General features: G+C 65.6%; 21 protein-coding genes and 1 pseudogene. 10 read left to right on the top strand and 12 right to left on the bottom strand.

From position 1 onward, the window contains the following. Complete coding sequence (locus tag BLW83_RS11850) at nt 1-759, bottom strand: SDR family NAD(P)-dependent oxidoreductase (RefSeq protein WP_090848434.1); 759 nt, start codon at nt 757-759, stop codon at nt 1-3. 130 nt (nt 760-889) lie between these two features. On the opposite strand from BLW83_RS11850, the gene BLW83_RS11855 reads away from it, so the two are divergent. The 3 genes from BLW83_RS11855 to BLW83_RS11865 all read left to right on the top strand — a co-directional run bounded on the left by BLW83_RS11855 (nt 890) and on the right by BLW83_RS11865 (nt 3021). Then, nucleotides 890-1636, top strand: coding sequence for a GntR family transcriptional regulator (locus tag BLW83_RS11855; RefSeq protein ID WP_090848435.1), 747 nt, complete (start codon nt 890-892; stop codon nt 1634-1636). After that, on the top strand, nt 1633-2247 hold the full coding sequence (locus BLW83_RS11860) for a glutathione S-transferase family protein (RefSeq protein WP_090848436.1): 615 nt from the start codon (nt 1633-1635) through the stop codon (nt 2245-2247). The genes BLW83_RS11855 and BLW83_RS11860 overlap by 4 nt, the downstream gene beginning before the upstream one ends. 126 nt (nt 2248-2373) lie before the next feature. After that, nucleotides 2374-3021 (top strand): outer membrane protein, encoded by a 648-nt coding sequence (locus tag BLW83_RS11865; RefSeq protein WP_218139126.1) that lies wholly within the window; start codon nt 2374-2376, stop codon nt 3019-3021. 67 nt (nt 3022-3088) lie between these two features. Here BLW83_RS11865 and BLW83_RS11870 read toward each other — a convergent pair. Further along, nucleotides 3089-3778 (bottom strand): annotated as a pseudogene (locus BLW83_RS11870) (helix-turn-helix domain-containing protein); the annotation flags it as partial. A gap of 260 nt (nt 3779-4038) precedes the next feature. Between BLW83_RS11870 and BLW83_RS16020 the strand changes: the two are divergent. The 7 genes from BLW83_RS16020 (at nt 4039) to BLW83_RS11905 (ending at nt 15027) form a co-directional block, all read left to right on the top strand. Then, nucleotides 4039-6768, top strand: a complete 2730-nt coding sequence (locus BLW83_RS16020; RefSeq protein WP_090848439.1) for a nitrate/nitrite transporter — start codon at nt 4039-4041, stop codon at nt 6766-6768. A 15-nt stretch (nt 6769-6783) separates the two neighbouring features. Beyond that, nucleotides 6784-10524 (top strand): nitrate reductase subunit alpha, encoded by a 3741-nt coding sequence (locus BLW83_RS11880; RefSeq protein WP_090848440.1) that lies wholly within the window; start codon nt 6784-6786, stop codon nt 10522-10524. Next, a complete protein-coding gene (narH, locus tag BLW83_RS11885) occupies nt 10521-12044 on the top strand; it encodes a nitrate reductase subunit beta (RefSeq protein ID WP_090848441.1) in 1524 nt (507 codons plus the stop codon). The genes BLW83_RS11880 and narH overlap by 4 nt, the downstream gene beginning before the upstream one ends. Then, nucleotides 12044-12745, top strand: a complete 702-nt coding sequence (gene narJ, locus BLW83_RS11890; RefSeq protein WP_090848442.1) for a nitrate reductase molybdenum cofactor assembly chaperone — start codon at nt 12044-12046, stop codon at nt 12743-12745. Before narH ends, narJ begins: the two co-directional genes overlap by 1 nt. Further along, complete coding sequence (gene narI, locus BLW83_RS11895) at nt 12742-13542, top strand: respiratory nitrate reductase subunit gamma (RefSeq protein WP_425433956.1); 801 nt, start codon at nt 12742-12744, stop codon at nt 13540-13542. The genes narJ and narI overlap by 4 nt, the downstream gene beginning before the upstream one ends. Nucleotides 13543-13547: 5 nt before the next feature. Beyond that, a complete protein-coding gene (locus BLW83_RS11900) occupies nt 13548-14345 on the top strand; it encodes a peptidylprolyl isomerase (RefSeq protein WP_090848444.1) in 798 nt (265 codons plus the stop codon). 64 nt (nt 14346-14409) lie between these two features. After that, nucleotides 14410-15027, top strand: coding sequence for a carbonic anhydrase (locus BLW83_RS11905; RefSeq protein ID WP_090848445.1), 618 nt, complete (start codon nt 14410-14412; stop codon nt 15025-15027). A gap of 18 nt (nt 15028-15045) precedes the next feature. Here the strand turns inward: BLW83_RS11905 and BLW83_RS11910 are convergent, their stop codons facing one another. The 10 genes from BLW83_RS11910 to BLW83_RS11955 all read right to left on the bottom strand — a co-directional run bounded on the left by BLW83_RS11910 (nt 15046) and on the right by BLW83_RS11955 (nt 25748). After that, nucleotides 15046-16701, bottom strand: coding sequence for a thiamine pyrophosphate-binding protein (locus BLW83_RS11910; RefSeq protein WP_090848505.1), 1656 nt, complete (start codon nt 16699-16701; stop codon nt 15046-15048). Between the two features lie 74 nt (nt 16702-16775). Then, on the bottom strand, nt 16776-18209 hold the full coding sequence (locus BLW83_RS11915) for an FAD-binding oxidoreductase (RefSeq protein WP_218139127.1): 1434 nt from the start codon (nt 18207-18209) through the stop codon (nt 16776-16778). Nucleotides 18210-18212: 3 nt separating this feature from the next. Continuing rightward, complete coding sequence (locus tag BLW83_RS11920; protein ID WP_090848447.1) at nt 18213-18971, bottom strand: amino acid ABC transporter ATP-binding protein; 759 nt, start codon at nt 18969-18971, stop codon at nt 18213-18215. Between the two features lie 11 nt (nt 18972-18982). Beyond that, nucleotides 18983-20068: an amino acid ABC transporter permease gene (locus BLW83_RS11925; RefSeq protein WP_090848448.1), complete on the bottom strand. Its 1086-nt coding sequence runs from the start codon at nt 20066-20068 to the stop codon at nt 18983-18985. Nucleotides 20069-20071: 3 nt separating this feature from the next. Then, on the bottom strand, nt 20072-21235 hold the full coding sequence (locus tag BLW83_RS11930) for an amino acid ABC transporter permease (RefSeq protein ID WP_090848449.1): 1164 nt from the start codon (nt 21233-21235) through the stop codon (nt 20072-20074). Between the two features lie 56 nt (nt 21236-21291). Further along, nucleotides 21292-22320: an amino acid ABC transporter substrate-binding protein gene (locus BLW83_RS11935; protein WP_090848450.1), complete on the bottom strand. Its 1029-nt coding sequence runs from the start codon at nt 22318-22320 to the stop codon at nt 21292-21294. Between the two features lie 77 nt (nt 22321-22397). Next, nucleotides 22398-23342, bottom strand: coding sequence for a LysR family transcriptional regulator (locus BLW83_RS11940; RefSeq protein ID WP_090848451.1), 945 nt, complete (start codon nt 23340-23342; stop codon nt 22398-22400). Nucleotides 23343-23380: 38 nt separating this feature from the next. Next, nucleotides 23381-24130 (bottom strand): SDR family NAD(P)-dependent oxidoreductase, encoded by a 750-nt coding sequence (locus BLW83_RS11945; protein WP_090848452.1) that lies wholly within the window; start codon nt 24128-24130, stop codon nt 23381-23383. Beyond that, nucleotides 24127-24837, bottom strand: a complete 711-nt coding sequence (locus tag BLW83_RS11950; RefSeq protein ID WP_090848453.1) for an SDR family oxidoreductase — start codon at nt 24835-24837, stop codon at nt 24127-24129. The genes BLW83_RS11945 and BLW83_RS11950 overlap by 4 nt, the downstream gene beginning before the upstream one ends. A gap of 134 nt (nt 24838-24971) precedes the next feature. Next, nucleotides 24972-25748: a FadR/GntR family transcriptional regulator gene (locus BLW83_RS11955; RefSeq protein WP_090848454.1), complete on the bottom strand. Its 777-nt coding sequence runs from the start codon at nt 25746-25748 to the stop codon at nt 24972-24974.

Below are 25748 nucleotides of genomic sequence, written 5' to 3' on the forward strand. Positions count from 1 at the left end.
CTATTGCATCCGATAGCCGCCGTTCACGTCGATCACCGCGCCCGTCACATAGCCGGCGTCGCGCCCCATCAGGAACGATACCGCCCCCGCCACGTCGCCCGGCGTGCCGATGCGGTTCAGCGGGATGTTCGCGGCGATGGCGCCGTCGTTTTCGGGCGCCAGCGACTGGCGCAGCATCGGCGCGTCGATCAGCCCCGGCGCCACCGCGTTGACGGTGATGCCCAGACCCGCGGCCTCGCGCGCACCGGCCTTGACCAGCGCCATCACCGCGCCTTTCGACGCGATATAGGCCGCGCTGGAACGATACCCCCCCAGCTGCGCCGCGACCGAGGCAAAGCCCACGAACCGCCCGTCCGCGATGGTGCGCCGCGCCGCGCCGCGCAGATATTCGCGCAGCAGCAGGAAGGTGCCGGTGGAATTGACCCGCTGGGTCAGATCCCATTCCTCCAACGTGATGTCGGTGATCGGCGGGCGGTCGCCGTTCGGCGCGAACAGCAGGATCCCCGCGGCGGCCACCACATGGTCGATGGGCGTGCCGTCGGATTCGGCCTTTGCAAACAGCCCGGCGACGGCGCTTTCGCTGGAGACGTCCAGCGCCACCGCCCGATGCCCGGCGCCGGTCAGCCCCGCCACCACCTCTTGCGCGGCTGCAAGCGACAGATCGGCCGCGAGCACCGCGAAACCGTCCTCGGCCAGTCGCGTGCAGACAGATCTTCCGATGCCACCGGCCGCACCGGTGACAAGCACGATTCCGTTCATATCGAGGGTTCCCTCTGTGGTCGTTGCCGATGTAATGAACACATTATCGGCGGCAGTGCAAAATATTTTTTGCGCAGACCCCGGGGTATGGATACATTTCTTGCCAAACCACCGCGAGAGGCGCATTTTTTTGACCGAGCCACACACCAGCACCGAACTGGCGATGCGCAAGCTGCGAGAGGCGATTCTCAGCGGCGAGCTGCTGCCGGGCGACAAGCTGCATCAGGACCGGCTGGCCGATACGCTGGGGATCTCGCGCACGCCGCTGCGGGCGGCGCTGACCACGCTGGCCCAGACCGGGCTGGTCACCTATGAAAGCAACCGCGGCTTTGCGGTGCGCGAGTTTTCCTTTGACGAGGTGGCCGGCGCATTCGCCGTGCGCGCCGAGCTAGAGGCGATGGCCTGCCGGCTGGCCGCCGGGCGCATGACCGAGACCGCGAACCAGCATCTGGCCCGGCTGGTCGCCGAGGGCGACCGCCTGCTGGAACCGGGGCAGCTGCTGCCCGACAAGCTGGGCGAATACCGGCAGATGAACGTCGATTTCCACACCACGGTGATGCAGCTTTCGGGCAACCCGTGGATCACCAGCTTTGTGCAAAGCCTGCACAACGTGCCGGCGGCGTCCGACCGGGTCATCATGTGGCGCGATTTCCGCGTGATCGAGCGCTCGCACGACGACCACCGCCGCATCGCCCATGCGCTGGCGCTGGGTCAGGGCGAGCGCGCCAGCGCCATCATGCGCGAACACATCACCTTTGCGCTGGAACACCTGCACCTGCAATTGCAGCTTTACCCACAGGATTTCCTGCGCGTTCCCGTTTTCGACAAACCCGTGAAAGGCCGCACCGGCGGCCGCAGCAAAAGGACGAATCCATGACGCTTCGCATCTTCTTTTCCCCCGCCTCGCCGTTTGTGCGCAAGGCGATGGTGGCCGCGCACGAGCGGGGGGTGGAAATCGAGAAACTGGCCTCGGCCGCCTGGCCGGTCAAACGCGACCCCAACATCGTCAAGCACAATTCCACCGGCAAGGTGCCCTGCCTGTTGCTGGAAGACGACACCCCCGTTTTCGACAGCCGGGTGATTTCGGCGCTGATCGATTCGCAGGGGCGCACCGGGCAGACGCTGTATCCGCAGGACGACCGCCGCTTTACCGTCCTGACGCTTGAGGCGCTGGCGGATTCGATCTTGGAAGCCGCGCTGCTGCACCGCTATGAAAACGTCCTGCGCCCCGAGGACAAGCGCTGGGACGACTGGTCGCGCGGGCAGATGGAAAAGGTGGATTCCGGGCTGGACGACCTTGAGGGCCGCTGGTTCGACGCGCTTTCGGCCGAATTCCACGCCGGCGCCATCGCGGTGGCCTGCCTGCTGGGCTATCTGGATTTCCGCTTTGCCGACAAGGACTGGCGCAGCACCCACCCAAAGCTGGCGGAATGGTTCGAAACTGTATCCAAGCGTCCGTCGATGCAGGAAAATTTCCCGGCAGGTTGAATTTGTTTTCCGCACGAACGGTGCATATTTGCAACAGTTCAGGACATGTTCCGGACAGGTTCATTGAAGGGGAACCGGCAGGCTCCCACCTATGTTGCACCAACGTGACCCGGAAATGAGGACATGATGAAAATGATCAGAACAACTGCACTGGCGACCTCGCTGGCCATGCTGGCCGCTGCTCCTGCGCTGGCTGGCGGCTATGTCGCCCCCGTCGTCGACGTCGAGCCTGTCGTTGTCACCCCCGCCCCGATCATCGCTGCCTGGACCGGCGGCTATGTCGGTGCGAACCTGAACTACGGTAAGACCGACACGCTGGATCTTGGCGACGGATTCTCCGCCCGCCCCGATGGCGCCAACGGTGCGCTGCGCGCCGGTTATGACTGGCAGCGTGGCAACGGCGTGTTCGGTCTGGGTGCCGAATACAACTTCACCAAATACAAGGACGACATTACAGGCGTAGATGGTCCTGATGGTGAAGCCCGCCTGAAAGATCTCGGCATGGTCTTTGCCCGCGCCGGTTATGCGTTCAATGACCAGACCATGGCTTACGGCCTGCTGGGCTATTCGCACGGCAAGCTGGAGCTTGCGAACGGAACCACCATCTCCGAAACGGTGAAAGGTCCGACCCTCGGGATCGGCGCCGAACACCGCTTCAACGAAAACTGGTCGGGCTATGCCGAATATGCGCACACCCGCTTCGGCACCGTCGATATCGTCGACCAGAAGGTCAAGCTGGACCAGGTCAAGCTTGGCGTGAACTTCCGCTTCTGATCCGTTCCTCCCCACGGATCGACAAAGGCGCCCTCAAGGGGGCGCCTTTTTTCATTTCCCCGCAGAGCTACGAGGACGGATCGTCGATCAGCGGATGGGGCTTGGCAAAACGTTCCAGATCCTGCTGGTTGCCGATGGTGATTTGCATCCCGTCCACCGACACCCCATAGGGCTGCAACCCCTTGAACGCCCGGCTGAGGTTTTCGGGCGTCATCCCCAGAAACGACGCCAGCCGGCGCTTTTCAAAGTCCAGATCGAAAACCGCGCCGCCGCCCGCGCGTCTTTGCTGCCGCAACAGGAAATTGGCCAGCCGTTCCAGCGAGCTGCGCAGTTGCAGATCCTTTTGCGTCTTGACGACCGCGCGATAGCCCTGCGCCAGCTCGGTCACCACGGCGCGCGCAAAGTTGTTGTCGACATTGAACACCGCGCGCACGTCCTGGCTGGGGATCAGGACGATCCGGCTTTTTTCCAGCGTCCGCGCCGACATCAGATAGACCGCATCCTTGATCGTCGCGGCAAGGATAAAGGTCGAGACCGGGCGCATGGTGGCCATGCAGGCATCCTTGCCGTTCCACGACGCGAACAAATCCACCGACCCCGAGATCAGCACATGCAGGAAATCGCTGCGCTCGCCCTCGGTCAGCAGATCGACCTGCGGCGGAAAGTTCTGCACATAGGCGCCGCGCATCAGCGCCGCGAAATTTTCGTCCGACATCTGCGAGAACAGATGCAGCTGCCGCACCGCCTGAACGCTTTCGCTGGGGCAGTTGCCGGCCCATCTGTCGTCGCCGGGCCGCTGTGGGGCCGATTGATTATTGTCCGGCCCGGAATTGATTTCTGACATCGTGGCCTCGCTAGATTACCGTCCCGCGACATGAAAATTTTCGGTAAGCTATTTATTTCATTATGCTTTATGCCGAACAATGACTCAGATCAAGTTCCGGGCGGAATTTTTGCCGAAAGAGCGGGTGGACCGTCCTGCCCCGGGTCGGCCCATTCTTTCCGGAGGCCACTGCCATGCAGACCCTAGCCCCAGCCCCTCGTGCGGACCAGGCCCGCGCGCTTGGGCTGAGCACCATTGCCTTTACCGCGTGTTTCGCAGTCTGGACGATCTTTTCCATCATCGGCGTCGCCATCAAGGACGAGCTGGGGCTGAACGACACCCAGTTCGGGCTGCTGGTCGCCACCCCGGTCCTGACCGGATCGCTGGTCCGCATCTTTCTGGGCGTCTGGACGGAAAGATACGGCGGGCGCATCGTCTATTCGGCGCAGATGCTGCTGACTGCGCTGGCGACATGGGCGCTGACGCTGGCCGACAGCTATACGATGTATCTGCTGGCCGCGCTTGGCGTCGGGCTTGCCGGCGGCTCGTTCATCATCGGCGTGGCCTATGTCAGCCGCTGGTATGATTCGTCGCAGCAGGGCACCGCGCTTGGCATCTTTGGCGCCGGAAATGTCGGCGCCGCGGTCACCAAGTTCCTGGCCCCGTTTGTCATGGTCGCCTTTGGCTGGCACGGCGTGGCCTATGTCTGGGCCGCCGGGCTGGCGCTGATGGGGGTGGTGTTCTTCGTCTTTGCCAAGGACGACCCGCAGCTGATCGAGCGGCGCCGCACCGGCGTCCGCGCGCCCTCGTTCGCGGAACAGTTCGCGCCGCTCAAGAACCTGCAAGTGTGGCGGTTTTCGCTGTATTATTTCTTTGTCTTCGGCGCCTTCGTGGCGCTGGCGCTGGCGCTGTGGCTGCCGCATTACCTGATCAACGTCTATGATGTGGATGTCCGCACCGCCGGCATGGCGGCGGCCTCGTTCAGCCTGTCGGCCAGCCTGTTTCGCGCCTATGGCGGGCATCTGTCCGACAAGTTCGGCGCCCGCTCGGTCATGTACTGGACCTTTGGCTTTGCGCTGCTGTTTTTGTTCATGCTGTCCTATCCGCCGACGGCCTACACCATCCAGACCAAGCAGGGCCCGGTCGCCTTTGCGACCTCGATGAGCCTGTGGCCCTTTGTCATCATCCTGTTCGCGCTGGGTTTCTTCATGAGCCTGGGCAAGGCGGCGGTGTTCAAGCACATCCCGGTCTACTACCCCAACCACGTCGGCGCGGTCGGCGGGCTGGTCGGCATGATCGGCGGGCTTGGCGGCTTTGTGCTGCCCATCGCCTTTGGGGCGCTGCTGGACCTGACCGGCATCTATACCTCGTGCTTTGCGATGCTGTTCGTGATCGTGGCGGTGTCGCTGGCGTGGATGCACCTGTCGGTGCGCTCGATGGAGCGCAAGGCCCATGGCCGGGCGCTGGACCGCCTGCCCGCCCTGCCCGAAATGCAGGAAATCCACGACCCCGAGCGCACGGTGATGCCGCGGGTGCTGGACGACTGGCGCCCCGAAGACCCGCAGTTCTGGGCCGAAAAGGGCCGCGCCATCGCCCGGCGCAACCTGTGGATCTCGATCCCGGCGCTGCTGCTGGCGTTCGCGGTCTGGATGGTATGGTCGATGGTGGTGGCGCGGCTGCCCGCCATCGGTTTCGCCTTTACCCCCGACCAGCTGTTCTGGCTGGCGGCGCTGCCGTCGCTGTCTGGCGCCACGCTGCGGATCTTTTACAGCTTCGTGGTGCCGATCTTTGGCGGGCGGCTGTGGACCACGCTGTCCACCGCCTCGCTGCTGCTGCCTGCGATCGGCATCGGCTATGCGGTGCAGAACCCCGACACCCCCTATTTCATCTTTCTGACGCTGGCGCTGCTGTGCGGGCTGGGCGGGGCCAATTTTGCCTCGTCCATGGCGAATATCGGCTATTTCTTCCCCCGCGCGGAAAAGGGCCATGCGCTGGCGCTGAACGCGGGGCTGGGCAACCTGGGCGTCAGCGTCATGCAGTTCCTGGTGCCGGTGGTCATCACCATGGGCGTGTTCGGCGCCATGGGCGGCGCGCCGCAGACGCTGAGCGACGGCGGCCAGCTGTGGATCCAGAACGCCGGCTTTGTCTGGGTGCCCTTCATCCTGGCCGCGACGGTCGCCGCCTGGCTGGGGATGAACGACGTGGCCGACGCCAAGGCCAGCTTTGCGCAGCAGTCGGTGATCTTTGGCCGCGCGCATAACTGGGTGATGTGCGTGCTTTACATCGGCACCTTCGGCAGCTTCATCGGCTATTCGGCGGGCTTCCCGCTGCTGTCCAGGATCGCCTTTCCTCAGGTGAACGCGCTGCAATACGTGTTCCTGGGGCCGCTGGTGGGGGCGCTGTCGCGCGCCGGCACCGGCTGGATCAGCGACCGCTTTGGCGGCGGGCGGGTCACATTCTGGGTGTTCGTCGGCATGATCGCGTCGGTGCTGGCGGTGATCCTGGCGCTGCAAGCGGGCAGCTTTGCGGCGTTTTTCATGGGCTTCATGGCGCTGTTCTTCTTTACCGGGGTCGGCAATGCCTCGACCTTCCAGATGATCCCGGTGATCATGGGCCACGAGGTTCCGCGCCTGATGCCGCAGCTGACGGCGCCCGAGCGCGCCCGGCAGATCGCCATGGAATCGGCGGGGATCACCGCCTTTTCCAGCGCCATCGGCGCTTACGGCGGCTTTTTCATCCCCAAGGCTTACGGCTCGTCCATCGCCATGACCGGCAGCCCGATCGGCGCGCTGTGGCTGTTTCTGGGCTTTTACGTGATCTGCCTGGGCATCACCTGGCTCGCCTATACGCGGCGGGGCGGGCTTCTTCATGACATCGAGCGCGGCCGTGCGATCCCCGGCGCCCTCGCCCAGCCTGCACAATAAGGAAAGGACAGCCAGATGAGCCATCTGCTGGACAGACTGAACTTCCTGCGGTCCTCGAAAGTCGAGACCTTCTCGGACGGCCACGGCCAGGTGACCCGCGAAAACCGCGACTGGGAGGACACCTATCGCAACCGCTGGCGCCACGACAAGATCGTGCGCTCGACCCACGGGGTGAACTGCACCGGGTCGTGCAGCTGGAAAATCTACGTCAAGTCGGGGATCGTGACCTGGGAAACCCAGCAGACCGATTATCCGCGCACCCGCCCCGACCTGCCCAACCACGAGCCGCGCGGCTGCGCGCGCGGCGCGTCCTACAGCTGGTATCTCTACTCGGCCAACCGGGTAAAGAACCCGCTGGTGCGCGGGCGGCTGATGAAGGTGTGGCGCGAGATGCGCCGGACCATGACCCCGATCCAGGCCTGGACCCGGATCCAGTCCGACCCGATCCTGCGGCAATCCTATGTCGAGACCCGCGGCAAGGGCGGTTTCGTGCGCGCCAGCTGGGACGAGGCGACCGAGATCGTGGCGGCGGCGAACGCCTATACCGCCCGCACCTACGGCCCCGACCGGGTGTTCGGCTTTTCGCCGATCCCGGCGATGTCGATGATCAGCTACGCCGCCGGCTCGCGCTATCTGTCGCTGATGGGCGGGGTCTGCATGTCGTTTTATGACTGGTATTGCGACCTGCCGCCGGCCTCGCCGATGACCTGGGGCGAACAGACCGACGTGCCGGAAAGCGCCGACTGGTATAACTCGGGCTATCTGCTGATCTGGGGCTCGAACGTGCCGCAGACGCGCACGCCGGACGCGCATTTCTATACCGAGGTCCGTTACAAGGGCACCAAGTCGGCGGTGATCTGCCCCGATTATTCCGAGGCGGCCAAGTTCGGCGACGTGTGGCTGAACGCCAAGCAGGGCACCGACGCGGCGCTGGCGATGGCCTTTGGCCACGTCATCCTGCGCGAGTTCCATTTGGACCGGCAGGCCGAATATTTCGAGGAATACTGCCGCAAATATTCCGATTTCCCGATGCTGGTCCGACTGGACGAACAGGACGGGCGGCTGGTGCCCGGCCGGTTCCTGCGCGCCGACGATCTGGACGGCAAGCTGGGGGAAAGCAACAACCCCGAATGGAAAACCGTCGCCATCGACGACCGCTCGGGCGGGCTGGTGGCGCCGAACGGTGCCATCGGCTATCGCTGGGGCGAAGCGGGGGAATGGAACCTCGAAGAAAAGGCCGCGGGCGCCGAGACCTCGCTGCGCATGTCGCTGGTTCTCGACAGCGACCATGACGAGATCGCTTGCGTCGATTTCCCCTATTTCGGCGGCGACGCGGTGGGCCAGTTCGCCACCGACGCCGACCACCCCGACGTGCTGACCCGCAACATCCCGGTCAGGACGATCCGCACCGCCCTGGGCGAGATCAAGGTGGCGACGGTCTTTGACCTGTTCTGCGCCAACTACGGGCTTGACCGGGGCCTGGGCGGGCGCTGGGTCACGTCAAGCTATGACGACGACATGCCCGGCACCCCCGCCTGGGCCGAGCGCATCACCGGGGTGGCCCGCGACAAGATCATCCATGTCGCGCGCGAATTCGCCTCGAACGCCGAAAAGACCCGCGGCAAGTCCATGATCATCATCGGCGCGGCGATGAACCACTGGTTCCACATGGACATGAACTATCGCGGCGTCATCAACATGCTGGTGATGTGCGGCTGCGTCGGCCAGTCGGGCGGTGGCTGGGCGCATTACGTGGGGCAGGAAAAGCTGCGCCCGCAGACCGGCTGGCAGCCGCTGGCCTTTGCACTGGACTGGAACCGCCCGCCGCGGCACATGAACGCGACCAGCGCCTGGTATGCCCATACCGACCAGTGGCGCTACGAGACGCTGACCGCGGACGACATCCTGTCGCCCACCGCGCCCGCCGGCGACTGGGACATCAGCCTGATCGACTATAACATCCGGGCCGAGCGGATGGGCTGGCTGCCCTCGGCCCCGCAGCTCAAGACCAACCCGCTTGAGGTGGCCCGCGCCGCCAAGGCATCCGGGAAAGAGATCGCGGCCTATGTGGCCGAGGAACTCAAGTCCGGGCGGCTGGAACTGTCCTGCGAAGACCCGGACGATCCCGCCAACTGGCCGCGCAACCTGTTCGTCTGGCGCTCGAACCTGCTTGGCTCGTCCGGCAAGGGGCATGAATATTTCCTCAAGCACCTGCTGGGCACCGACCACGGCGTGCTGGGCCGTGACTTGGGCGAGGAGGGGGGCCAGCTGCCGAAAGAGGCCCGCTGGCACCAGGACGGCCCGCGCGGCAAGCTGGACCTGCTGGTGACCATCGACTTTCGCATGTCCACCACCTGCGTCTATTCCGACATCGTGCTGCCCACGGCCAGCTGGTATGAAAAGGACGACCTGAACACCTCGGACATGCACCCGTTTATCCACCCGTTGCAGGCGGCGGTGGACCCGGCTTACGAATCGAAATCCGACTGGGAGATCTTCAAGGCGATCGCCAGGAAGTTCAGCGAGGTCGCGCCGGAAATCCTGGGGGTCGAGACCGACATCGTGGCGCTGCCCACGCTGCACGACACCCCGGGCGAACTGGCGCAGGATCAGGTCAGGGACTGGAAAAAGGGCGAATGCGACCTGATCCCCGGCAAGACCGCGCCGGCCTTTATCGCCGTCGAGCGCGACTTTGCCGCGGTTTACGAACGCTTTACCTCGCTTGGGCCGCTGCTGGACAAGCTGGGCAACGGCGGCAAGGGCATCTCGTGGGACACCCAGACCGAGATCGACAATCTCAAGGATCTGAACGGCGTCAAGGCTGACGGCCCCGCCAAGGGTCGGCCCATCATCGACACCGCCATCGACGCGGCCGAGGTGATCCTGATGCTGGCCCCCGAAACCAACGGCGAGGTGGCCGTCAAGGCGTGGCAGGCACTGGAAAAGGCCACCGGCCGCCCCCACGCCCATCTGGCCGAGGGCGAGCATCACAACAAGATCCGCTTTCGCGACATCGCCGCGCAGCCGCGCAAGATCATCTCGTCGCCCACCTGGTCGGGCATCGAAAGCGACAAGGTCAGCTACAACGCCGGCTATACCAACGTCCACGAGCTGATCCCGTGGCGCACGCTGACCGGGCGCCAGCAGCTGTATCAGGACCATCTGTGGATGCGCGCCTTTGGCGAGGGCTTCATGTCCTATCGCCCGCCGGTAGACCTCAAGACCGTCACCGCCGAGATCAACCACGAGGCGCGCGACGGCGAACCGCATGTGGTGTTGAACTTCATCACCCCCCACCAGAAATGGGGCATCCACTCGACCTATACCGACAACCTGCTGATGCTGACGCTGAACCGCGGCGGCCCGGTGATCTGGATTTCGGAAAACGACGCAAGGACCGCCGGCATCGTCGATAACGACTGGGTGGAACTTTACAACGTCAACGGGGCGCTGACCGCGCGGGCGGTGGTCAGCCAGCGGATGAAGGACGGCACCACCTTCATGTATCACGCGCAGGAAAAGATCGTGAACACGCCCGGTTCCGAAAAGACCGGCAAGCGCGGCGGCATCCACAACTCGGTCACCCGCACGGTGCTGAAACCCACCCACATGATCGGCAGCTACGCCCAGCAGTCCTACGGCTTCAACTATTACGGAACCGTGGGCGCCAACCGGGACGAGTTCGTGATCGTCAGGAAGATGAAAAAGGTCGACTGGCTCGACCAGCCAGCTACCCGAAAGGAGGCAGCGGAATGAGAATTCGTGCGCAGATCGGCATGGTGCTGAACCTCGACAAATGCATCGGGTGCCACACCTGTTCGGTCACCTGCAAGAACGTCTGGACCTCGCGCGAGGGGGTCGAATACGCGTGGTTCAACAACGTCGAGACCAAGCCCGGCACCGGCTATCCCACCGACTGGGAAAACCAGAACCGCTGGAACGGCGGCTGGGAACGCAGCGGGTCGGGCAAGCTGCGGCCAAAGCAGGGCAGCAAGTGGCGGATTCTGGCGAACATGTTCGCCAACCCCGACCTGCCCGAGATCGACGACTATTACGAGCCGTTCGATTTTGACCACGACCACCTGAAATCCGCCCCCGAGATGCAGGCGTTCCCCACCGCGCGCCCCTATTCCAAGATCACCGGCGAGCGGATCGAAAAGATCGAGAAAGGCCCCAACTGGGAAGAAATCCTGGGCGGCGAATTCGCCAAGCGCAGCGAGGATTACAACTTCGAGGGGGTGCAGAAACAGATCTACGGCGAATATGAAAACACCTTCATGATGTATCTGCCGCGGCTGTGCGAACACTGCCTCAACCCGGCCTGCGCGGCGTCTTGCCCCTCGGGGGCGATCTACAAGCGCGAAGAGGACGGCATCGTCCTGATCGACCAGGAAAAATGCCGCGGCTGGCGGATGTGCGTGTCGGGCTGCCCCTATAAAAAGGTCTATTACAACTGGTCCACCGGCAAATCCGAGAAATGCACCCTGTGCTATCCGCGCATCGAAAGCGGCAACCCGACGGTCTGTTCGGAAACCTGCGTCGGGCGCATCCGCTATCTGGGGGTGATGCTGTATGACGCCGACAAGATCGAACAGGCCGCCAGCGTCGAACGGACCACCGACCTTTACGACGCCCAGCTGGACGTGTTCCTGGACCCTCACGACCCGGTGGTGATCGAGACCGCGCGCGCCGACGGCATCCCCGACGACTGGATCAAGGCCGCGCAGGAAAGCCCGATCTGGAAGATGGCGATGGAATGGAAGGTCGCCTTTCCGCTGCATCCCGAATACCGGACGCTGCCGATGGTGTGGTATATCCCGCCGCTGTCGCCGATCCAGAACGCGGCCGCGGCCGGCAAGATCGGCGTCGACGGCGAAATGCCCGACGTGCGCAGCCTGCGCATCCCGCTGAAATACCTGGCGAACATGCTGACCGCGGGCGACGAGGCGCCGGTGGCCCATGCGCTGGAACGGATGCTGGCGATGCGCGCCTATATGCGCGCCAAGACCGTCGAGGGCGTCAACGACGAGGGCATCGCCGCCCGCGTCGGCCTGTCGGGCCGGGTGATCGAGGACATGTACAAGATCATGGCGCTGGCCGATTACGAGGACCGTTTCGTCATCCCGACCACGCACCGCGAACAGGTCGAGGTCGCCTATGACCTCAAGGGCGGCTGCGGTTTCACCGACAGCAACGGCTGTTCCACCGGCACCTCGAAAGCCTCGCTTTTCGGCGGCGCCAAACGCCCGCTCAACATGCCGGAGGCAATGTCGTGATGGACCGCACACTCAAGTCCCTGTCGCTGATCCTCAGCTATCCCACCCGCGAGCTGCAATCGGCGATGCCGGAAATCGCGGGCGTCCTTGCCGCCGATTCGCGGCTGACGGCGGCGGCGCGGCGCGCGCTGCGCCCGCTGCTGGACGGGCTGCGCGACGGCGACATCTACGATCTGGAAGAGCGGTTCGTCGCGCTGTTCGACCGCTCGCGCACGCTTTCGCTGAACCTGTTCGAGCATGTCCACGGCGAAAGCCGCGACCGGGGCGGCGCGATGGTCAGCCTGGTCGAGATGTATCGCGAGGCCGGGTTCGACCCGGTGACCACGGAACTGCCCGACCACCTGCCGGTGCTGCTGGAATTCCTGGCCACCCGCCCGCCGCCCGAGGCGCGCGAGACGCTGGCCGATGCCGCGCATATCTTTGCCGCCTTGCAGGAACGGCTGAACCGGCGCCAGTCGGATTACGCCGCCGCCCTTGCCGCCCTGGCGCAGCTGGCCGGCGCGGTCGATCAGGCGGCGCTGTCCGAGATGCTGGCCGCCCCCGACGACGATCCGACCGACCTTCAGGCGCTGGATGCAGTCTGGCAGGAAAGCGAGGTGCTGTTCGGCCCCGACCCGAATGCCGGCTGCCCGGTAACGCGCGACCTGCTGGCGCGCATGGACAATCCCACCAGCCCCGGCCCCGCCGCGGCGGCCGAATGACGGAGGCTCAGATGAACAACTTCCTGTTCGGGATCTATCCCTATATCGCGCTGGGGGTCGGCATCATGGGCTCGATCGCCCGCTACGACCGCGACCCCTTTACCTGGAAAAGCTCGTCCTCGCAGCTTTTGCGGCGCCGGCAGCTGATCCTCGGCTCGATCCTGTTCCATGTGGGCGTGCTGGTGATCTTTGCGGGGCATTTCGTCGGGCTGCTGACGCCGATCCGGGTGTTCGACGCGCTTGGCATCAGCCACTCGGCCAAGCAGATCCTGGCGGTGGCAGCCGGCGGCATCGCCGGGGTGATGGCGTTGACGGGCGCGCTGATGCTGTTCCATCGCCGCTGGACCGACCCGCGCATCCGCGGCACTTCGAGCTTTTGGGACACGGCGATCCTGGCGATGCTGATCGCGCAGCTGGTGCTGGGGCTGCTGACGGTGCTGGTCTCTCTGGGGCATCTGGACGGGCACGAGATGACCAAATTCATGGCCTGGGCGCAGGGCATCTTTACCTTCGATTCCGGAGCGGCCGGCTATATCGCCAATGCGCATTGGCTGTTCAAGGCACATATCGTGCTGGGGCTGACCATCATCCTGGTGTTCCCCTTTACCCGGCTGGTGCATCTGATTTCGGGGATCGCGGCGCCTTTCCGCTATCTTCTGGCGCGCAGCGGCTACCAGATCGTGCGCTCGCGCAGGCAGCAGCCGCTGGCGCCCGCACCGCAGGTGGTGGCGGCGGCGCGCGAACGGGTCGCGGCGCGGGCCAAGCCGGCGGCGTCCCGGCAAAGCCCGGCGGAGTAGCGCCGATGAACACCGCGCTGTTCCCCGAGCTGACCGTCAACGGCGAGCTGGTGCCCCACACGCTGATCGCCGCCGAGGCCCAGAACCACCACGCCCCCCGCGGCAAGCCCGGCATCGCCTGGCGCAAGGCCGCGAACGCCATCGCCATCCGCACCCTGCTTTTGCAAGAGGCGCGGGCACGCGGGGTGGCGGCCCCGCCGGCCGAGCTTGGCCCGGGGCGTTTCGAGACCGAGGAGGAGGCCCTGATCCGGGGCCTTCTCGACACCGCCGTCGCGGTCGAGCCGCCGACCGAGGCCGAAATCCACGCCGAATGGGCGCGCGACCCGTGCCGGTTCCGCAGCCCGCCCCTGTGGGAGGTGTCGCATATCCTGATCGCCTGCGACCCGCGGGACGCCAACGCCGCGCGCGCGGCCCGGACACGCGCCGCTGATCTGGCCGCCCGCGCCGCCGCCGATCCGCGCGGCTTTGCCGGGCTGGCGGCGGCGCACAGCGATTGCGGCTCGAAATCCTCGGGGGGCGCGCTTGGCCAGATCCGGCCCGGCGATACCGTCCCCGAGTTCGAGTCCGCTCTGCGCGGGCTGGCCGAGGGCATGGTGACGCCCGACCCCGTGCCGACCCGGCACGGCTGGCATGTCATCCGCATGGATGCCGTGGCGGCAGGGATGCCGCTGCCCTATGCCGCCGCCCGCCCCCGGATCGCCGAGGCGCTGGAAAAGGCGGCGTGGTCGCGCGCCGCCAAGGCGCTGGTGCGGCAGCTGGCGGCAGGGGCGCAGATCTCGGGCGCCGACCTCGAACCCGTTTAAGACGCGGCGGGCGGCTGCCCGCCCGCTGCCACCCCATCCGCGCAGCCATCCCCAAGGACACGAGATGCTCGACGATCTTCTGGCCCGGAACCGCGCATGGTCACAGGCGCAGCAATCCCGCGATCCCGGCCACTTTGCCCGGCTTGCAGCCTTGCAGGCGCCGGATTATTTCTGGATCGGCTGCTCGGACAGCCGCGTGCCGGCGAATGTGGTCGCGGGGCTGCATCCCGGCGAGGTCTTTGTCCATCGCAACGTCGCCAATGTCGTGCATTCGTCGGACATGAATCTGCTCGCCTCGCTTGAATTCGCGGTCGAGGCGCTGAAGGTGCGCGAGATCATCGTCTGCGGCCATCACGGATGCGGCGGGATCAAGGCCGCGACCGAGGACATCCCGCACGGGCTGACCGAACACTGGATCGAGCCGATCCGCCGCCTTGCCCGCAGCTATGCCGTCGATCTCGCGCGCGAGCCATGCCCCGAGTCGCGGCTGGAGCGCCTGGCCGAGCTGAACGTCGCCGAAGGCGTCCGCCGGGTCTGCGAGACCCCGATCCTGCAACGCGCCTGGCGCCGCGGCGCCCCGATCCGCGTGCACGGGCTGATCTACGGGCTTAAGGACGGCCGCCTGCGCAACCTCGATTGCAGCATGGGCCCGGGGCATTTCCAGTGCGACGAGGCCAGCTGACCGGCCCGCGCGGGTCCGTTATCGTTTCGCCAGTGCGGCCTCGCGCATCTGGGTCAGGGTCTGGCGCGGGGTCAGCGCCTCGGGCGAGATGTCCAGATCCAGCACCGCCCCGCTGTCCGATGCCAGCGCGCGGGCAAAGGCGGCGGGGAAATCCTCGGTCCGCGCGACCCGTTCGGCGTGATAGCCATAGGCGCGGGCAAGCTGCACGAAATCGGGGTTTTCCATCGTCGTGCCCGAGACCCGGCCCGGATAATGGCGTTCCTGATGGGCGCGGATGGTGCCATAGATGCCGTTGTTCAGCAGCAGCACGATCGGCTGCGCCCCGGCCTGCATGGCGGTGCCCAGCTCTTGGCAGTTCATCTGGAAATCACCGTCGCCGGCGAAACAGACCACGGTGCGGCCGGGGAACGCCACCTTGGCCGCGATGGCCGCGGGCAGGCCGTAGCCCATCGCGCCCGACTGCGGCGCCAGCAGCCGCGCCTGCGGGCCGAATTTATAGAACTTGTTCGGCCAGACGGTGAAATTCCCCGCGCCGTTGGTCAGGATCGCGTCCCCGGGCAGCACCTCGCGCAGATGGGCGGTGACCTGCCCCATGTCGACGGGCGAGGGCTGGGGCGGCGCGTTCAGGCTGTCCTCGAACCCTTGCCGGGCGCGGGCGCGCCAGTCGGCCCAGTTGCCGCTGACCGGGGCCAGCGCGGCGGCGAATTCGTTCGGCCCGGCGTGGATTCCCAGCGTGGGCTGATAGATCTTGCCGATCTCGCGGTCCGAGCCATGCACGTGGATCAGATTTTGCGCCGGCACCGGCACGTCGAGCAGCGTATAGCCGTCGGTGGTCATCTCGCCGAAACGCAGGTTCACGGCCAGGATCACGTCTGCCTCGGTCACCAGGGCGCGGACATGCGCGGGCATCCCCACCCCCGCCTCGCCCGCGTAGCAGCCCGAGAAATTGTCGAACTGGTCCTGATAGCGAAAGGCCGCGACGACGGGGATGTTGCTGGCCTCGGCGAAATCCTGCATCGCGCGGCGCCCCGCGTCGGTCCAGTTGCACCCGCCGACCATGATCAGGGGCCGCACGGCGTTTTCCAGCAGCGCCTGCGCCCGGGCCACCGCATCGGCGCCGGGGGCGGGTTCCGCAATCGGCGCCGGGCCGGTCAGGGCGGGCCTGTCGGTCAGGTCGGTCAGCATGTCTTCGGGCAGGGCGATCACCACCGGGCCGGGGCGGCCGGTGGTCGCCGTCACCCATGCGCGGGCAAGAATTTCGGGGACACGCTCGACCGAGTCGATTTCCACCGCCCATTTCGCCACGGTGCCGAACACCGCCGGATAGTCGATTTCCTGAAACGCCTCGCGCCCCTTCATCCCGGTCGCCACCTGTCCCACGAACAGGATCATCGGCGCGGAATCCTGCATCGCCGTATGCACCCCGATCGAGGCGTTGGTGACGCCCGGCCCCCGCGTGACGAAGCACAGCCCCGGCTGCCCGGTCAGCTTGCCCCACGCGGCAGCCATGAACGCCGCGCCGCCTTCGTTCCGGCACATCACGAAATCCAGCCGGCCCCGCGTGTCGTGCAGCGCGTCGAGCACCGCGAGATAGCTTTCCCCCGGCACCCCGAACCCCCGGCTGGCCCCCAGGGCGACAAGGCTTTCCACCAGAAGCTGCCCACCGTTACGCATTTCACGCCCCTTTTTGTGCATCACGATCCTGCCCCCGACACGACGCCGGGAAAACCAATTTCACCGGGCAAACGTCAAGGACAGCTTTCCGGTTGCCCCACCACGACGCCGGGATTGAGCCGGCCCCGCGGATCGAACGCCCGTTTCAGCGCCGCCATCAGCGCCCGCTCGGTCGGCGGCCGCAGCGCATCGGCCAGCGCAACCTTGGACCGGCCCAGCCCGTGTTCGGCGGCAAAGCTGCCGCCCATGTCGGTGGCCAGCCGGGCCAGACGCAGCGCCAACCGGGCCTCGGTCCCGGCGAAATCCGCGGCGCCCTGCGGCGGGCTGAGGTTATAATGGATATTGCCGTCGCCCAGATGCCCGAAGGGGTTGATCCGCACCCCCGGCAGCAATGCCTCGCACAGCGCGGCTGCGCTGGTCACGAATTCGGCGATCCGGCCCGGAGGCACCGCGATGTCATGCTTGAGCTGCGGACCTTCGAGCCGCTGGCCCTCGGGCTGTTCCTCGCGCAGCCGCCAGAACGCCGCGCGCTGCGCCTCGGATGCGGCAAGGGCGCCGTCCAGCACCAGGCCGGCCTCCATCCCCCATTCCAGCACGCCGCCCAGAATATCATCCAGCGGCACCAGATCCGAGCCGCTGGCGACCTCGACCAGCACATAGGCACCGCCCCGGATCGACAGCGGATAGCCGACCGAGGAAACATGTTTCAGCGCCAGGTCCAGCCCGAGATCCGAAAAGAATTCGAGCCCGGTCAGAAACTCGCCGGCCTCTGCCCGCAGCCTTGTGCCGAAAGCGACGGCGGCGGCCAGATCGGGCAGGGCCAGCAGCGCGCTTGCCCGCTGGCGCGGCGCGGGGAAAAGCCGCAGCACCGCGCGGGTCACGATGCCAAGACTGCCCTCGGACCCCACGAACACCCGGCGCAGCTGATAGCCGGCGTTGTCCTTTTGCACCGCGCGCAGGCCGTCCCAGACAGTGCCGTCGGGCAGCACGACCTCTAGCCCCAGCACCAGATCGCCCATCATGCCATAGCGGAACGCATGGCTGCCGCCGGCATTGGTCCCGATCAGCCCGCCGATCCGGGCCGAACCCTCGGCCCCCAGATGCAGCGGAAACATCAGCCCGGTGCCGTCCAGCGCCTGATGCAGGGTGGCCAGCACCGCCCCGGCCTCGACCTCGATCGCGCCGCTGGCCGGATCGGGGACACCGATCGCGGCCATGCGCGACAGCGACAGGATGACGCCGCCCGGACGGTCCAGCACCGCGCCGCCGCACAGCCCGGTGTTGCCGCCCTGCGGCACCGCAGCAACGCCCGCCGCGTGACAGAGGCGCATCACCGCCGCGACCTCGGCGGTCGAGGCGGGACGCGCGACGCCCAGCGGCGGCTCTCCGTAACGGTCCAGCCAGTCGCGCTGCCACGGGGCGGCGTCGGGGGCCGCCACCCAGCCGCGCGGGCCAAGAAGACCCGCGAGTTGCCCCGACAGACCGGCAGGAATCGGCATATCCGTCATCGCCTAGTGACCCAGCACCTGTGACAGGAACTGTTTGGTGCGTTCGCTCGACGGCGACTGAAAGAACGTCTCGGGCGGGGCTTCCTCGACGATCTCGCCGGCGTCCATGAAGATCACCCGGTCCGCGACGCGGCGGGCAAAGCCCATCTCGTGCGTGACGCAGATCATCGTGCGCCCCTCGGTCGCAAGATGGACCATCACGTCCAGAACCTCGGAAATCATCTCGGGGTCCAGTGCCGAGGTGGGTTCGTCGAACAGCAGGATTTCCGGCTCCATGCACAGGGATCGGGCGATGGCCACGCGCTGCTGCTGGCCGCCCGACAACTGGCCGGGGTATTTCTGCGCCTGTTCCGGGATACGGACCTTTTCCAGATAGCGCATCGCCGCCGCCTCGGCCTGCGCGCGCGGGGTCTTGCGCACCAGCATCGGCGCCAGCACGCAGTTTTCCAGCACGGTCATGTGCGGGAACAGGTTGAAATGCTGGAACACCATCCCGACCTCGCGCCGGATCCCGTCGATGCTGGCCACGTCGTCGTTCAGCTCGGTCCCCAGCACGGTGATCTGGCCCGAGTTGTGTTCCTCCAGCCGGTTGATGCAGCGGATCATCGTGGATTTCCCCGACCCGGACGGGCCGCAGACCACCACCTTTTCGCCCCGGTGGACCGTCAGCTGGATGTTCTTGAGCGCGTGGAAATGCCCGTAGAACTTGTTCATCCCGTTGATCTGGACCGCGGGAACATTCGCCGGATGCGTATCTGCCATAGCTGTGTTCCTTATCGAGAGCTGATCGCCATGCGCCGTTCCAGATAGGCGCCATAGCGGGACAGGCTGTAGGTGAAGACGAAATAGATCAGGGCGATAAAGGCGTAGACCTCGCGATAGGCAAAGGTCCATTCGCCGGTGCCATAGGCGGCATTCCCCGAGGCAAGGATTTCAAAGAACCCGACCACGATCACCAGCGAGGTTTCCTTGAACCCGATCACGAACTGGTTGATCGTCGCCGGCAGCGCGTTGCGCATCGCCTGCGGCAGCAGGATCTTGCCCACCCGGTGCCAATAGCCGATCCCCAGCGCCATCGCGGCCTCTTCCTGGCCGCGAGGCACGCCTTGCAGACCGCCGCGGATGATTTCGGCCTGATAGGCCGCAAAGAACAGCCCCGCGCCGAACACCACCCGGTAAAGCTTGCCGGTCTGCATCCAGCCGGGCAGCATAAACGGGACCACCACCGCAAAGGCGAACAGGATCGCCAGCAGCGGCAGCGACCGCACCGCATCGATCAGCAGCCCCGTCCCGCGCGAGATCACCGGCAGCTCGGACCGGCGCAGCAGCGCCAGCACGATCGACAGCGGAAACCCGATCAGGCAGGTGGCGACAAAGATGAACAGGGTCAGCGCCAGCCCGCCCCATTGTTCCTCGCCCACATAGCGCAGGCCCAGGATGCCGCCCTTCATCAGGATGTAATAGACCGCGGTGCCGATGATCCAGACCGCCGCCAGCCGCCATGGCCGCCAGAACGAGGGGACGCAGCTCAGCACGATCATCGCCACCACGGCGACGCAGGCCAGCGCCGAACGCCATTGCTCGGCATGGGGGTAAAGCCCGAAAAAGATGATCCGCCAGCGGTTTGCGATCACTGACCAGCAGGCGCCCCCCGCCGCCCGGCATTCGGCCGCGCTGCCCTCGGCGCCGAACACCGCCGACAGGAACGCCCAGTCCAGCAGTTTCCACGAGATCAGCAGCAGCAGCCCCGCCGAAACCACCGAGACGACCCCCTGCAACGGCGTCGGGAAATAGCGCTTGCGCAGCATCCGGACCCGACCCGGGGGCGCCACCGCGGCTGAGTTGGCAAGAGTGTTCATCCATCAGCTCCGCAGTTGGTTGCCCTTGAGCGCGATGGCCCGATTGATCCGGTTAAAGATGGCCGCAATGCTGAGATTGATGGCCAGGAACCCGACCATCAGGATCGCGATCGCCTCAAGCGTCTGGCCGGACTGGTTGATCGTGACGGCGACAATCATGAAGAAATCGGTAAAGCCGACGGCAATGCCCAGCGTCGTGGCCTTGATCAGCCAGATATACTGGTTGGCCAGGATCGGCAGCATGGCGCGCAGCGCCAGCGGCAGGCGGATGCGGCTGAAGCTCTGCCACGGCGACAGGCCCAGCGAATGGGCGGCCTCGGTCTGGCCCTTGCCCACGGCCTTGAAGCCGCCGCGGACGATTTCGCCGATATAGGCGCCGCCGTAGATGCCGATGGCGACCAGCAGCGCCGTGAATTCGGGCGAGACCCGCAGCCCGCCGCGCATGTTCAGCCCCTGCAACCGCGGCGGGTCGATCAGCGCAGCACCCGGCGCGCGCCCCAGCAGCAGGATGGCCGCCGCCAGCAGCAGCCCGCCGCCCAGCACGCCCCAGACCAGCGCGCCCCGCTGCTCGGGCGGGGACGCCAGCCGGCGGGTGGTCCGCAGCCACAAGGGCAGCGCCAGCGCCAGCAGCAGCGTGACCGCCGCGCCGGCCACATGCCAGCCGCCCACATTCAGCGCCGGCATATAGACGCCGCGATTCGACAGGGTCAGCGGGCCGAATTCCATCGCATTGCGCGGGGCCGGCAGGTTCGTGACCAGCGAATACCAGAAGAATACCTGAAGGATCAGCGGAATGTTGCGAAAGAAATCGACATAGATCCGGCCGAGCAATTGCAGCAGGTCATTCGACGAGGTTCGAAAAAGCCCGACCAGCCCGCCAATGAATGTCGCCAGCGTCAGCCCCAGAATGCCAAGGAACAGCGTATTGACGATGCCGATGACGAAAAACCACCAGTAAGGATCGTTGGGCGAGGCCGGCAACAGCGAAAAATTTACGTCCCAGCCGGTTGATTTATGCAGAAATCCAAAGCCGGACACGACATTCTGCGACGAAAGCGCGTGTTGGGCATTGCGCCAGCCGCCAATGACGACAAGCAGGACGATTCCCGCGAACAGGGCCTGCAACAGGATATTGCGGATCTTTTGTTGCCGCAGCAGTGAAACCATTGCCGGACCTCCCCCGAAAATGGATGCCCCGCCCGGTCCGGGCAGGGCACCGGCGGTCAGTCGATCAGATAGGGATAAAGGACGCCACCGTCCTTCCAGAGCGCGGTCATTTCCCGATCCATTTTATAGGGCGAGCCTTCGCCCAGGTTCCGGTCAAAGATTTCCGCGTAATTGCCCATCTGCTTGATCACGTTATAGGCCCAGTCGTCCGACAGCCCCAGTGGCGTGCCCATTCCCGGATTCACCCCCAGGAACTTGGCGATCTCGGGGCTGGGCGGATCGGCCTTGATCTCGTCGACGTTTTCCGAATCGATGCCCTCTTGCTCGGCGAACCACAGCGCGGAAAGCGTCCAGTTGGCAATGTCGATCCAGTTGTCATCGCCCGAGCGCATGACGATCACTTCAGGCTCAAGCGCCAGCACGTCGGGCAGAATGTCGTGTTCGTCGACATTACCCTTGGCGGCGCGGGCAATTGCGAGAACCGGCCCCCATTGCGTATAAAGATCGCAGCGACCCGAGAAATAGGCTTGCTCAAGCTCCTCAGTTTTTTCGATGATGACCGGCTCAAGCGTGATGCCGAGCTTTTGCGTATAGGACGCGATCTGCTGTTGCTGGGTGGTGCCGGCGGGAATGCAGATCGTGCCCCCGTCGGCATCGGCCAGAGAGCTCAGCCCCAGCGACTTGTGCGCCATGATCTTGGTGGTGCCCAGATAATAGGACAGCGAAAATTGCAGCCCCAGCTCCGCGTCGCGGCTGAGCGTCGCACCCGACGCCTTGACCACCAGGTCGACCTCGCCCGATTGCAGGGCGGGCCAGCGCTGCGCCCAGCTGATCGGGATGACCGTCGCCTTGGCCGGATCGCCAAGAATCGCCGTCGCCACGGCCCGGCACAGGTCGATGTCCAGCCCGGTCCACGCGCCCTTGTCGTCAACTTCTGCAAAGCCCAGATACGAGCCGTCGTGACCGGTGCACAGCAGGGTGCCGCGTTCCTTGACGGTGTTCAGCGTCGGGCCGCCCTGCGCATTGGCGCCTGTGGCGATCAGCGCCATGGCGGCCGCGCCAAGTCCGAATTTCACCAGTTTCATGTCTTCTCTCCCCTTTGGTATCATTGGATTTTTATGCAAGGATCGGCGACGGCACGACAGCCGCTGCCGGGTCGGTGTCACGCGCCGACGACCCTCAGATGGCCCGGCTTTGCGCGCTCGTTCCGCCAGTCCTGCGCCACCAGCCAGCGATGCAGAGCCGCCACGGGCCGCAGGCGCAGATGTCCGCGCGGAATGACAAGATAGAAGCCGGGAACCTCCTCTGCCGGCATCCCGTCCAGCGCGTCCATCCCCAAGGGCGCGACCAGCGCGCCGCTTTGCAGATCTGCCTCGGCGTCCGGCACGGAAACCAGCCCGACGCCGATCCCCTGCAACGTCGCGCGACGCATCGAGGCAGCGTCGTCAAAGCCGATGCTGCCGTCCAGCCCGATGTTTTCGACGCCCAGATGGCGCAGGATATCGCTCCAGAAGCGTTTGGATTTGACCGTATCCAGCAGCGTAAAGCGGATCAGGTCTTCAGGTCCGCGAATTTGCGCCCCGATCTCCGGAGTGCAGCAGATGATCTTGGGATCGGACACCAGCAGGACCGAATCGAATTCGCCCCAGTTACCGTAACCCCATTGCACGGCCATATCCACATCGTCGCGCGCGAAATCCGGCATGTCGATTGCGGTTGTCAGACGAAGATCGGCGCCCGACAGCACCTCGCGCACATTGGCCAGCTTGCTCACCAGGTAATTGGCGGCAAAATAAGGGCTGGTATTCAACTTGATGACATCACGATAGGGTGCGCCGGTGACGCGGCGGACACCTTCGGCCAGTTGCCTGAATCCGGCATCGACATGTTCAGCCAGAAGAATCGCGGATTCGGTCGGTTCGATCACCCTGCCCTTGCGTTCGAACAGGGTCACCTGCAACGATTCTTCCAGCAGCTTGATCTGTTGCCCGACGGCCTGCGGCGATACCAGCAATTCTTCGGCCGCGCGCCGCAGGCTTTTATGCCGTGCAACCGCATGAAATGCCTTGAGCGCATTCAGCGGTGGAAGGCGCAATTTTCCAGTCATGTTCACGGCCTCCTCTTGCAATCCGCGGCCAGCGGAGATCAGGCGTAGATGTAACCCCCGGACACGATGACGTTTTCGCCGGTCATATAGGAATTCCTGGGACCGCCGGTCATCAGCACCCATTCCGCGATCTCGGCCGGCTGGGCGCCGCGTCCCAGAGGGCTGGCTTTTGCCAATTCGTCAAGGAACCCCAATTGCCGCGCGCGTTCCGTTGCCATTCCGGCAGGCGCCACCGAATTGACCAGAATTCCGTCCGGCGCCACCTGATGCGCGAAAGAGCGGGTCAGGCTGACCACCGCCGCCTTGGTCGCGGCGTAATGGGCGTTTTGTGGATGCGCCTTGAACGCATCGACCGAGGTCAGATTGACGATCCGGCCCCGCACATTCCCCTTGGGTTCCTGTTCGGCCATATGACGCACCGCGGCCACCATCATGTGATAGGTGCCCTTGATGTTCACCGCGTTCGACGCGTCCCATTCCTCGTCGCTGATTTCCATGATCGGGCGGCGCGGATAAATCGCGGCGCAGTTGATCAGCGTATCGACCCGGCCGATCCTGCCGGAGATTTCATCGAATGCGGCATGGCATTCCGGCCCGTTGCGAATGTCGGCCACCGCCGCCGCTGCCGGCAGGCCCTTGTCGCGGGCGGGTTTCAGCGCCGCCTCGGCGGCGTCCATGTTCAGGTCGATGATGCCCAGCGCCGACGCGCCGGCCTCGACGGCCATTTCAGCCAAAAGCGCGCCCAGACCGGCGGCGCCGCCGACGATGACTACGGAAAGATCCTTCATTTCTTCACCTGCTGGCTGGGGGTTGTGGGGCGTGTCGGCATGATGTCGAACCGGGTCACGTCGGCCCATTCGGGCAGCGCGAGCACCGCGCGGACCATCTGCGCCACGTCCTGTGGCTGCACGGCCTTGGCCGCATACATGGCGGCGCGGGCGTCCGCGTCGAGGATATCGGCGTAAAGCGCGGTCTCGACCCGGCCCGGGACGATCTCGGTCACGCGGATGCCGTGGGGCGAAAGATCGGCCCGCAGCGCCGCCGCAAAGCCGGAAATCCCCGCTTTCGCGGCGGAATAGGCCGCCATGTTCGGAAACGGAGCATGTGCCGCGGCCGAGCCGGTGAACAGCACATGCCCGCTGCCGCGCTGGCGCATCTGCGGCACGACCAGCCTGGTCAGGGCCAGCACCGCCGTCAGGTTCACGCCGATCGCCCGGTCGATGTCGTCCATGTCGGCATCGGCAAAATTGCCCAGCGGCGGCATCATCCCGGCATTGTTGACCAGCACGTCGATCTCAAGCCCGGCAAGCGCCGCGGCGACGGCCGGGCGGTCCGTGACGTCCAGCACCAGCGGCGTGATCTGCCCCGAGGCGATCCCGGCCAGCGCGGGCTCCGAGCGGCCGGCGGCAATCACCCGGTATCCGGCCTGTGCCAGCTCAAGCGCGATGGCACGCCCGATTCCGCTTGTCGCGCCTGTGACCAACGCAGTTTTCATGACGAACGCCCTTTCCCCGCAGATCTGGTCGGTTGCATCTGTTCAGTCTCTGGCCTGCGCGCCGTTCACAAAACCAAGTAGTCCTGCGAACAGGAAAGATTTTCTTTCCATCGGGTGCACAGACCGGCCGCCGGTCATTGCCGCGAGCCGGGCGCAAACCCGGTGAACAGCGACCGGGCCAGCGCAGGCATCCCCGCCCCTGCCACCCCCGCGGCGGCGGCAAAGGCGCGCACCCGTTCCAGGCTGTTGACCAGATGAGTCCGCATCGCGCGGCGTGCGGCCGCAGGATTGCCCGCCTCGATCCCCGAGACGATCTGGTCGTGTTCGCCGTGGATACGGGCGTAATAGCTGTCGGTCAGCTCGGGCGCGACGATATGCCTGAGCTGAAGCCGCTCGACGATCAGCGGGCGCAGATATTCCAGAAAACTCAGCATCAGCTCGTTGCGGGCCCCGCGGGCGATGCTCAGGTGGAAATCATAGTCGTAGTGGATCGGCACCGCGCCGGGGTCGGCCCGCATGGCGTCGATCTGTTCCATCAGCGCGCGGATGGCCGCCGCCTCGGCGTCGGTGCGGCGCTCGGCACACAGGCCGGCGGCCTCGACCTCGACGCTCAGGCGCAGCTCAAGCAGGGCGATGGTTTCGGGCAGGGTTTGCAGCACCTCATCCGGGATGGAAAAGCTTTGCGGCTGCGGCGCCTCGCTGACAAAGACGCCCCGGCCCTGCTGCGGCACCACCAGCCCGGCGGACCGCAGCCGGGCGATCGCCTCGCGCACGACGGTGCGGCTGACGTGGAATTCCGCGCCCAGCTCGGCCTCGGTCGGCAATTGCGCGCCGGGTGCCCATTCGCCCGAGGCGATCCGTTCCCTCAGGCTTTCGGAAACCACGGTGGAAAGCGGCTTGCGTCTGGTCAT

It is taken from the genome of Paracoccus alkenifer, assembly GCF_900108405.1.
Taxonomy (GTDB): domain Bacteria; phylum Pseudomonadota; class Alphaproteobacteria; order Rhodobacterales; family Rhodobacteraceae; genus Paracoccus; species Paracoccus alkenifer.

What these genes read in the sequence shown, in the direction of transcription:
- BLW83_RS11955 (WP_090848454.1), bottom strand. Translation starts at nt 25,748, where the DNA reads ATGACCAGACGCAAGCCGCTTTCCACCGTGGTTTCCGAAAGCCTGAGG.
- narJ (WP_090848442.1), top strand. Translation starts at nt 12,044, where the DNA reads ATGGACCGCACACTCAAGTCCCTGTCGCTGATCCTCAGCTATCCCACC.
- BLW83_RS11935 (WP_090848450.1), bottom strand. Translation starts at nt 22,320, where the DNA reads ATGAAACTGGTGAAATTCGGACTTGGCGCGGCCGCCATGGCGCTGATC.
- BLW83_RS11865 (WP_218139126.1), top strand. Translation starts at nt 2,374, where the DNA reads ATGAAAATGATCAGAACAACTGCACTGGCGACCTCGCTGGCCATGCTG.
- BLW83_RS16020 (WP_090848439.1), top strand. Translation starts at nt 4,039, where the DNA reads ATGCAGACCCTAGCCCCAGCCCCTCGTGCGGACCAGGCCCGCGCGCTT.
- BLW83_RS11905 (WP_090848445.1), top strand. Translation starts at nt 14,410, where the DNA reads ATGCTCGACGATCTTCTGGCCCGGAACCGCGCATGGTCACAGGCGCAG.
- BLW83_RS11925 (WP_090848448.1), bottom strand. Translation starts at nt 20,068, where the DNA reads ATGAACACTCTTGCCAACTCAGCCGCGGTGGCGCCCCCGGGTCGGGTC.
- BLW83_RS11940 (WP_090848451.1), bottom strand. Translation starts at nt 23,342, where the DNA reads ATGACTGGAAAATTGCGCCTTCCACCGCTGAATGCGCTCAAGGCATTT.
- BLW83_RS11850 (WP_090848434.1), bottom strand. Translation starts at nt 759, where the DNA reads ATGAACGGAATCGTGCTTGTCACCGGTGCGGCCGGTGGCATCGGAAGA.
- BLW83_RS11930 (WP_090848449.1), bottom strand. Translation starts at nt 21,235, where the DNA reads ATGGTTTCACTGCTGCGGCAACAAAAGATCCGCAATATCCTGTTGCAG.
- BLW83_RS11945 (WP_090848452.1), bottom strand. Translation starts at nt 24,130, where the DNA reads ATGAAGGATCTTTCCGTAGTCATCGTCGGCGGCGCCGCCGGTCTGGGC.
- BLW83_RS11950 (WP_090848453.1), bottom strand. Translation starts at nt 24,837, where the DNA reads ATGAAAACTGCGTTGGTCACAGGCGCGACAAGCGGAATCGGGCGTGCC.
- BLW83_RS11880 (WP_090848440.1), top strand. Translation starts at nt 6,784, where the DNA reads ATGAGCCATCTGCTGGACAGACTGAACTTCCTGCGGTCCTCGAAAGTC.
- BLW83_RS11920 (WP_090848447.1), bottom strand. Translation starts at nt 18,971, where the DNA reads ATGGCAGATACGCATCCGGCGAATGTTCCCGCGGTCCAGATCAACGGG.
- BLW83_RS11915 (WP_218139127.1), bottom strand. Translation starts at nt 18,209, where the DNA reads ATGACGGATATGCCGATTCCTGCCGGTCTGTCGGGGCAACTCGCGGGT.
- BLW83_RS11900 (WP_090848444.1), top strand. Translation starts at nt 13,548, where the DNA reads ATGAACACCGCGCTGTTCCCCGAGCTGACCGTCAACGGCGAGCTGGTG.
- BLW83_RS11860 (WP_090848436.1), top strand. Translation starts at nt 1,633, where the DNA reads ATGACGCTTCGCATCTTCTTTTCCCCCGCCTCGCCGTTTGTGCGCAAG.
- BLW83_RS11910 (WP_090848505.1), bottom strand. Translation starts at nt 16,701, where the DNA reads ATGCGTAACGGTGGGCAGCTTCTGGTGGAAAGCCTTGTCGCCCTGGGG.
- narI (WP_425433956.1), top strand. Translation starts at nt 12,742, where the DNA reads ATGACGGAGGCTCAGATGAACAACTTCCTGTTCGGGATCTATCCCTAT.
- narH (WP_090848441.1), top strand. Translation starts at nt 10,521, where the DNA reads ATGAGAATTCGTGCGCAGATCGGCATGGTGCTGAACCTCGACAAATGC.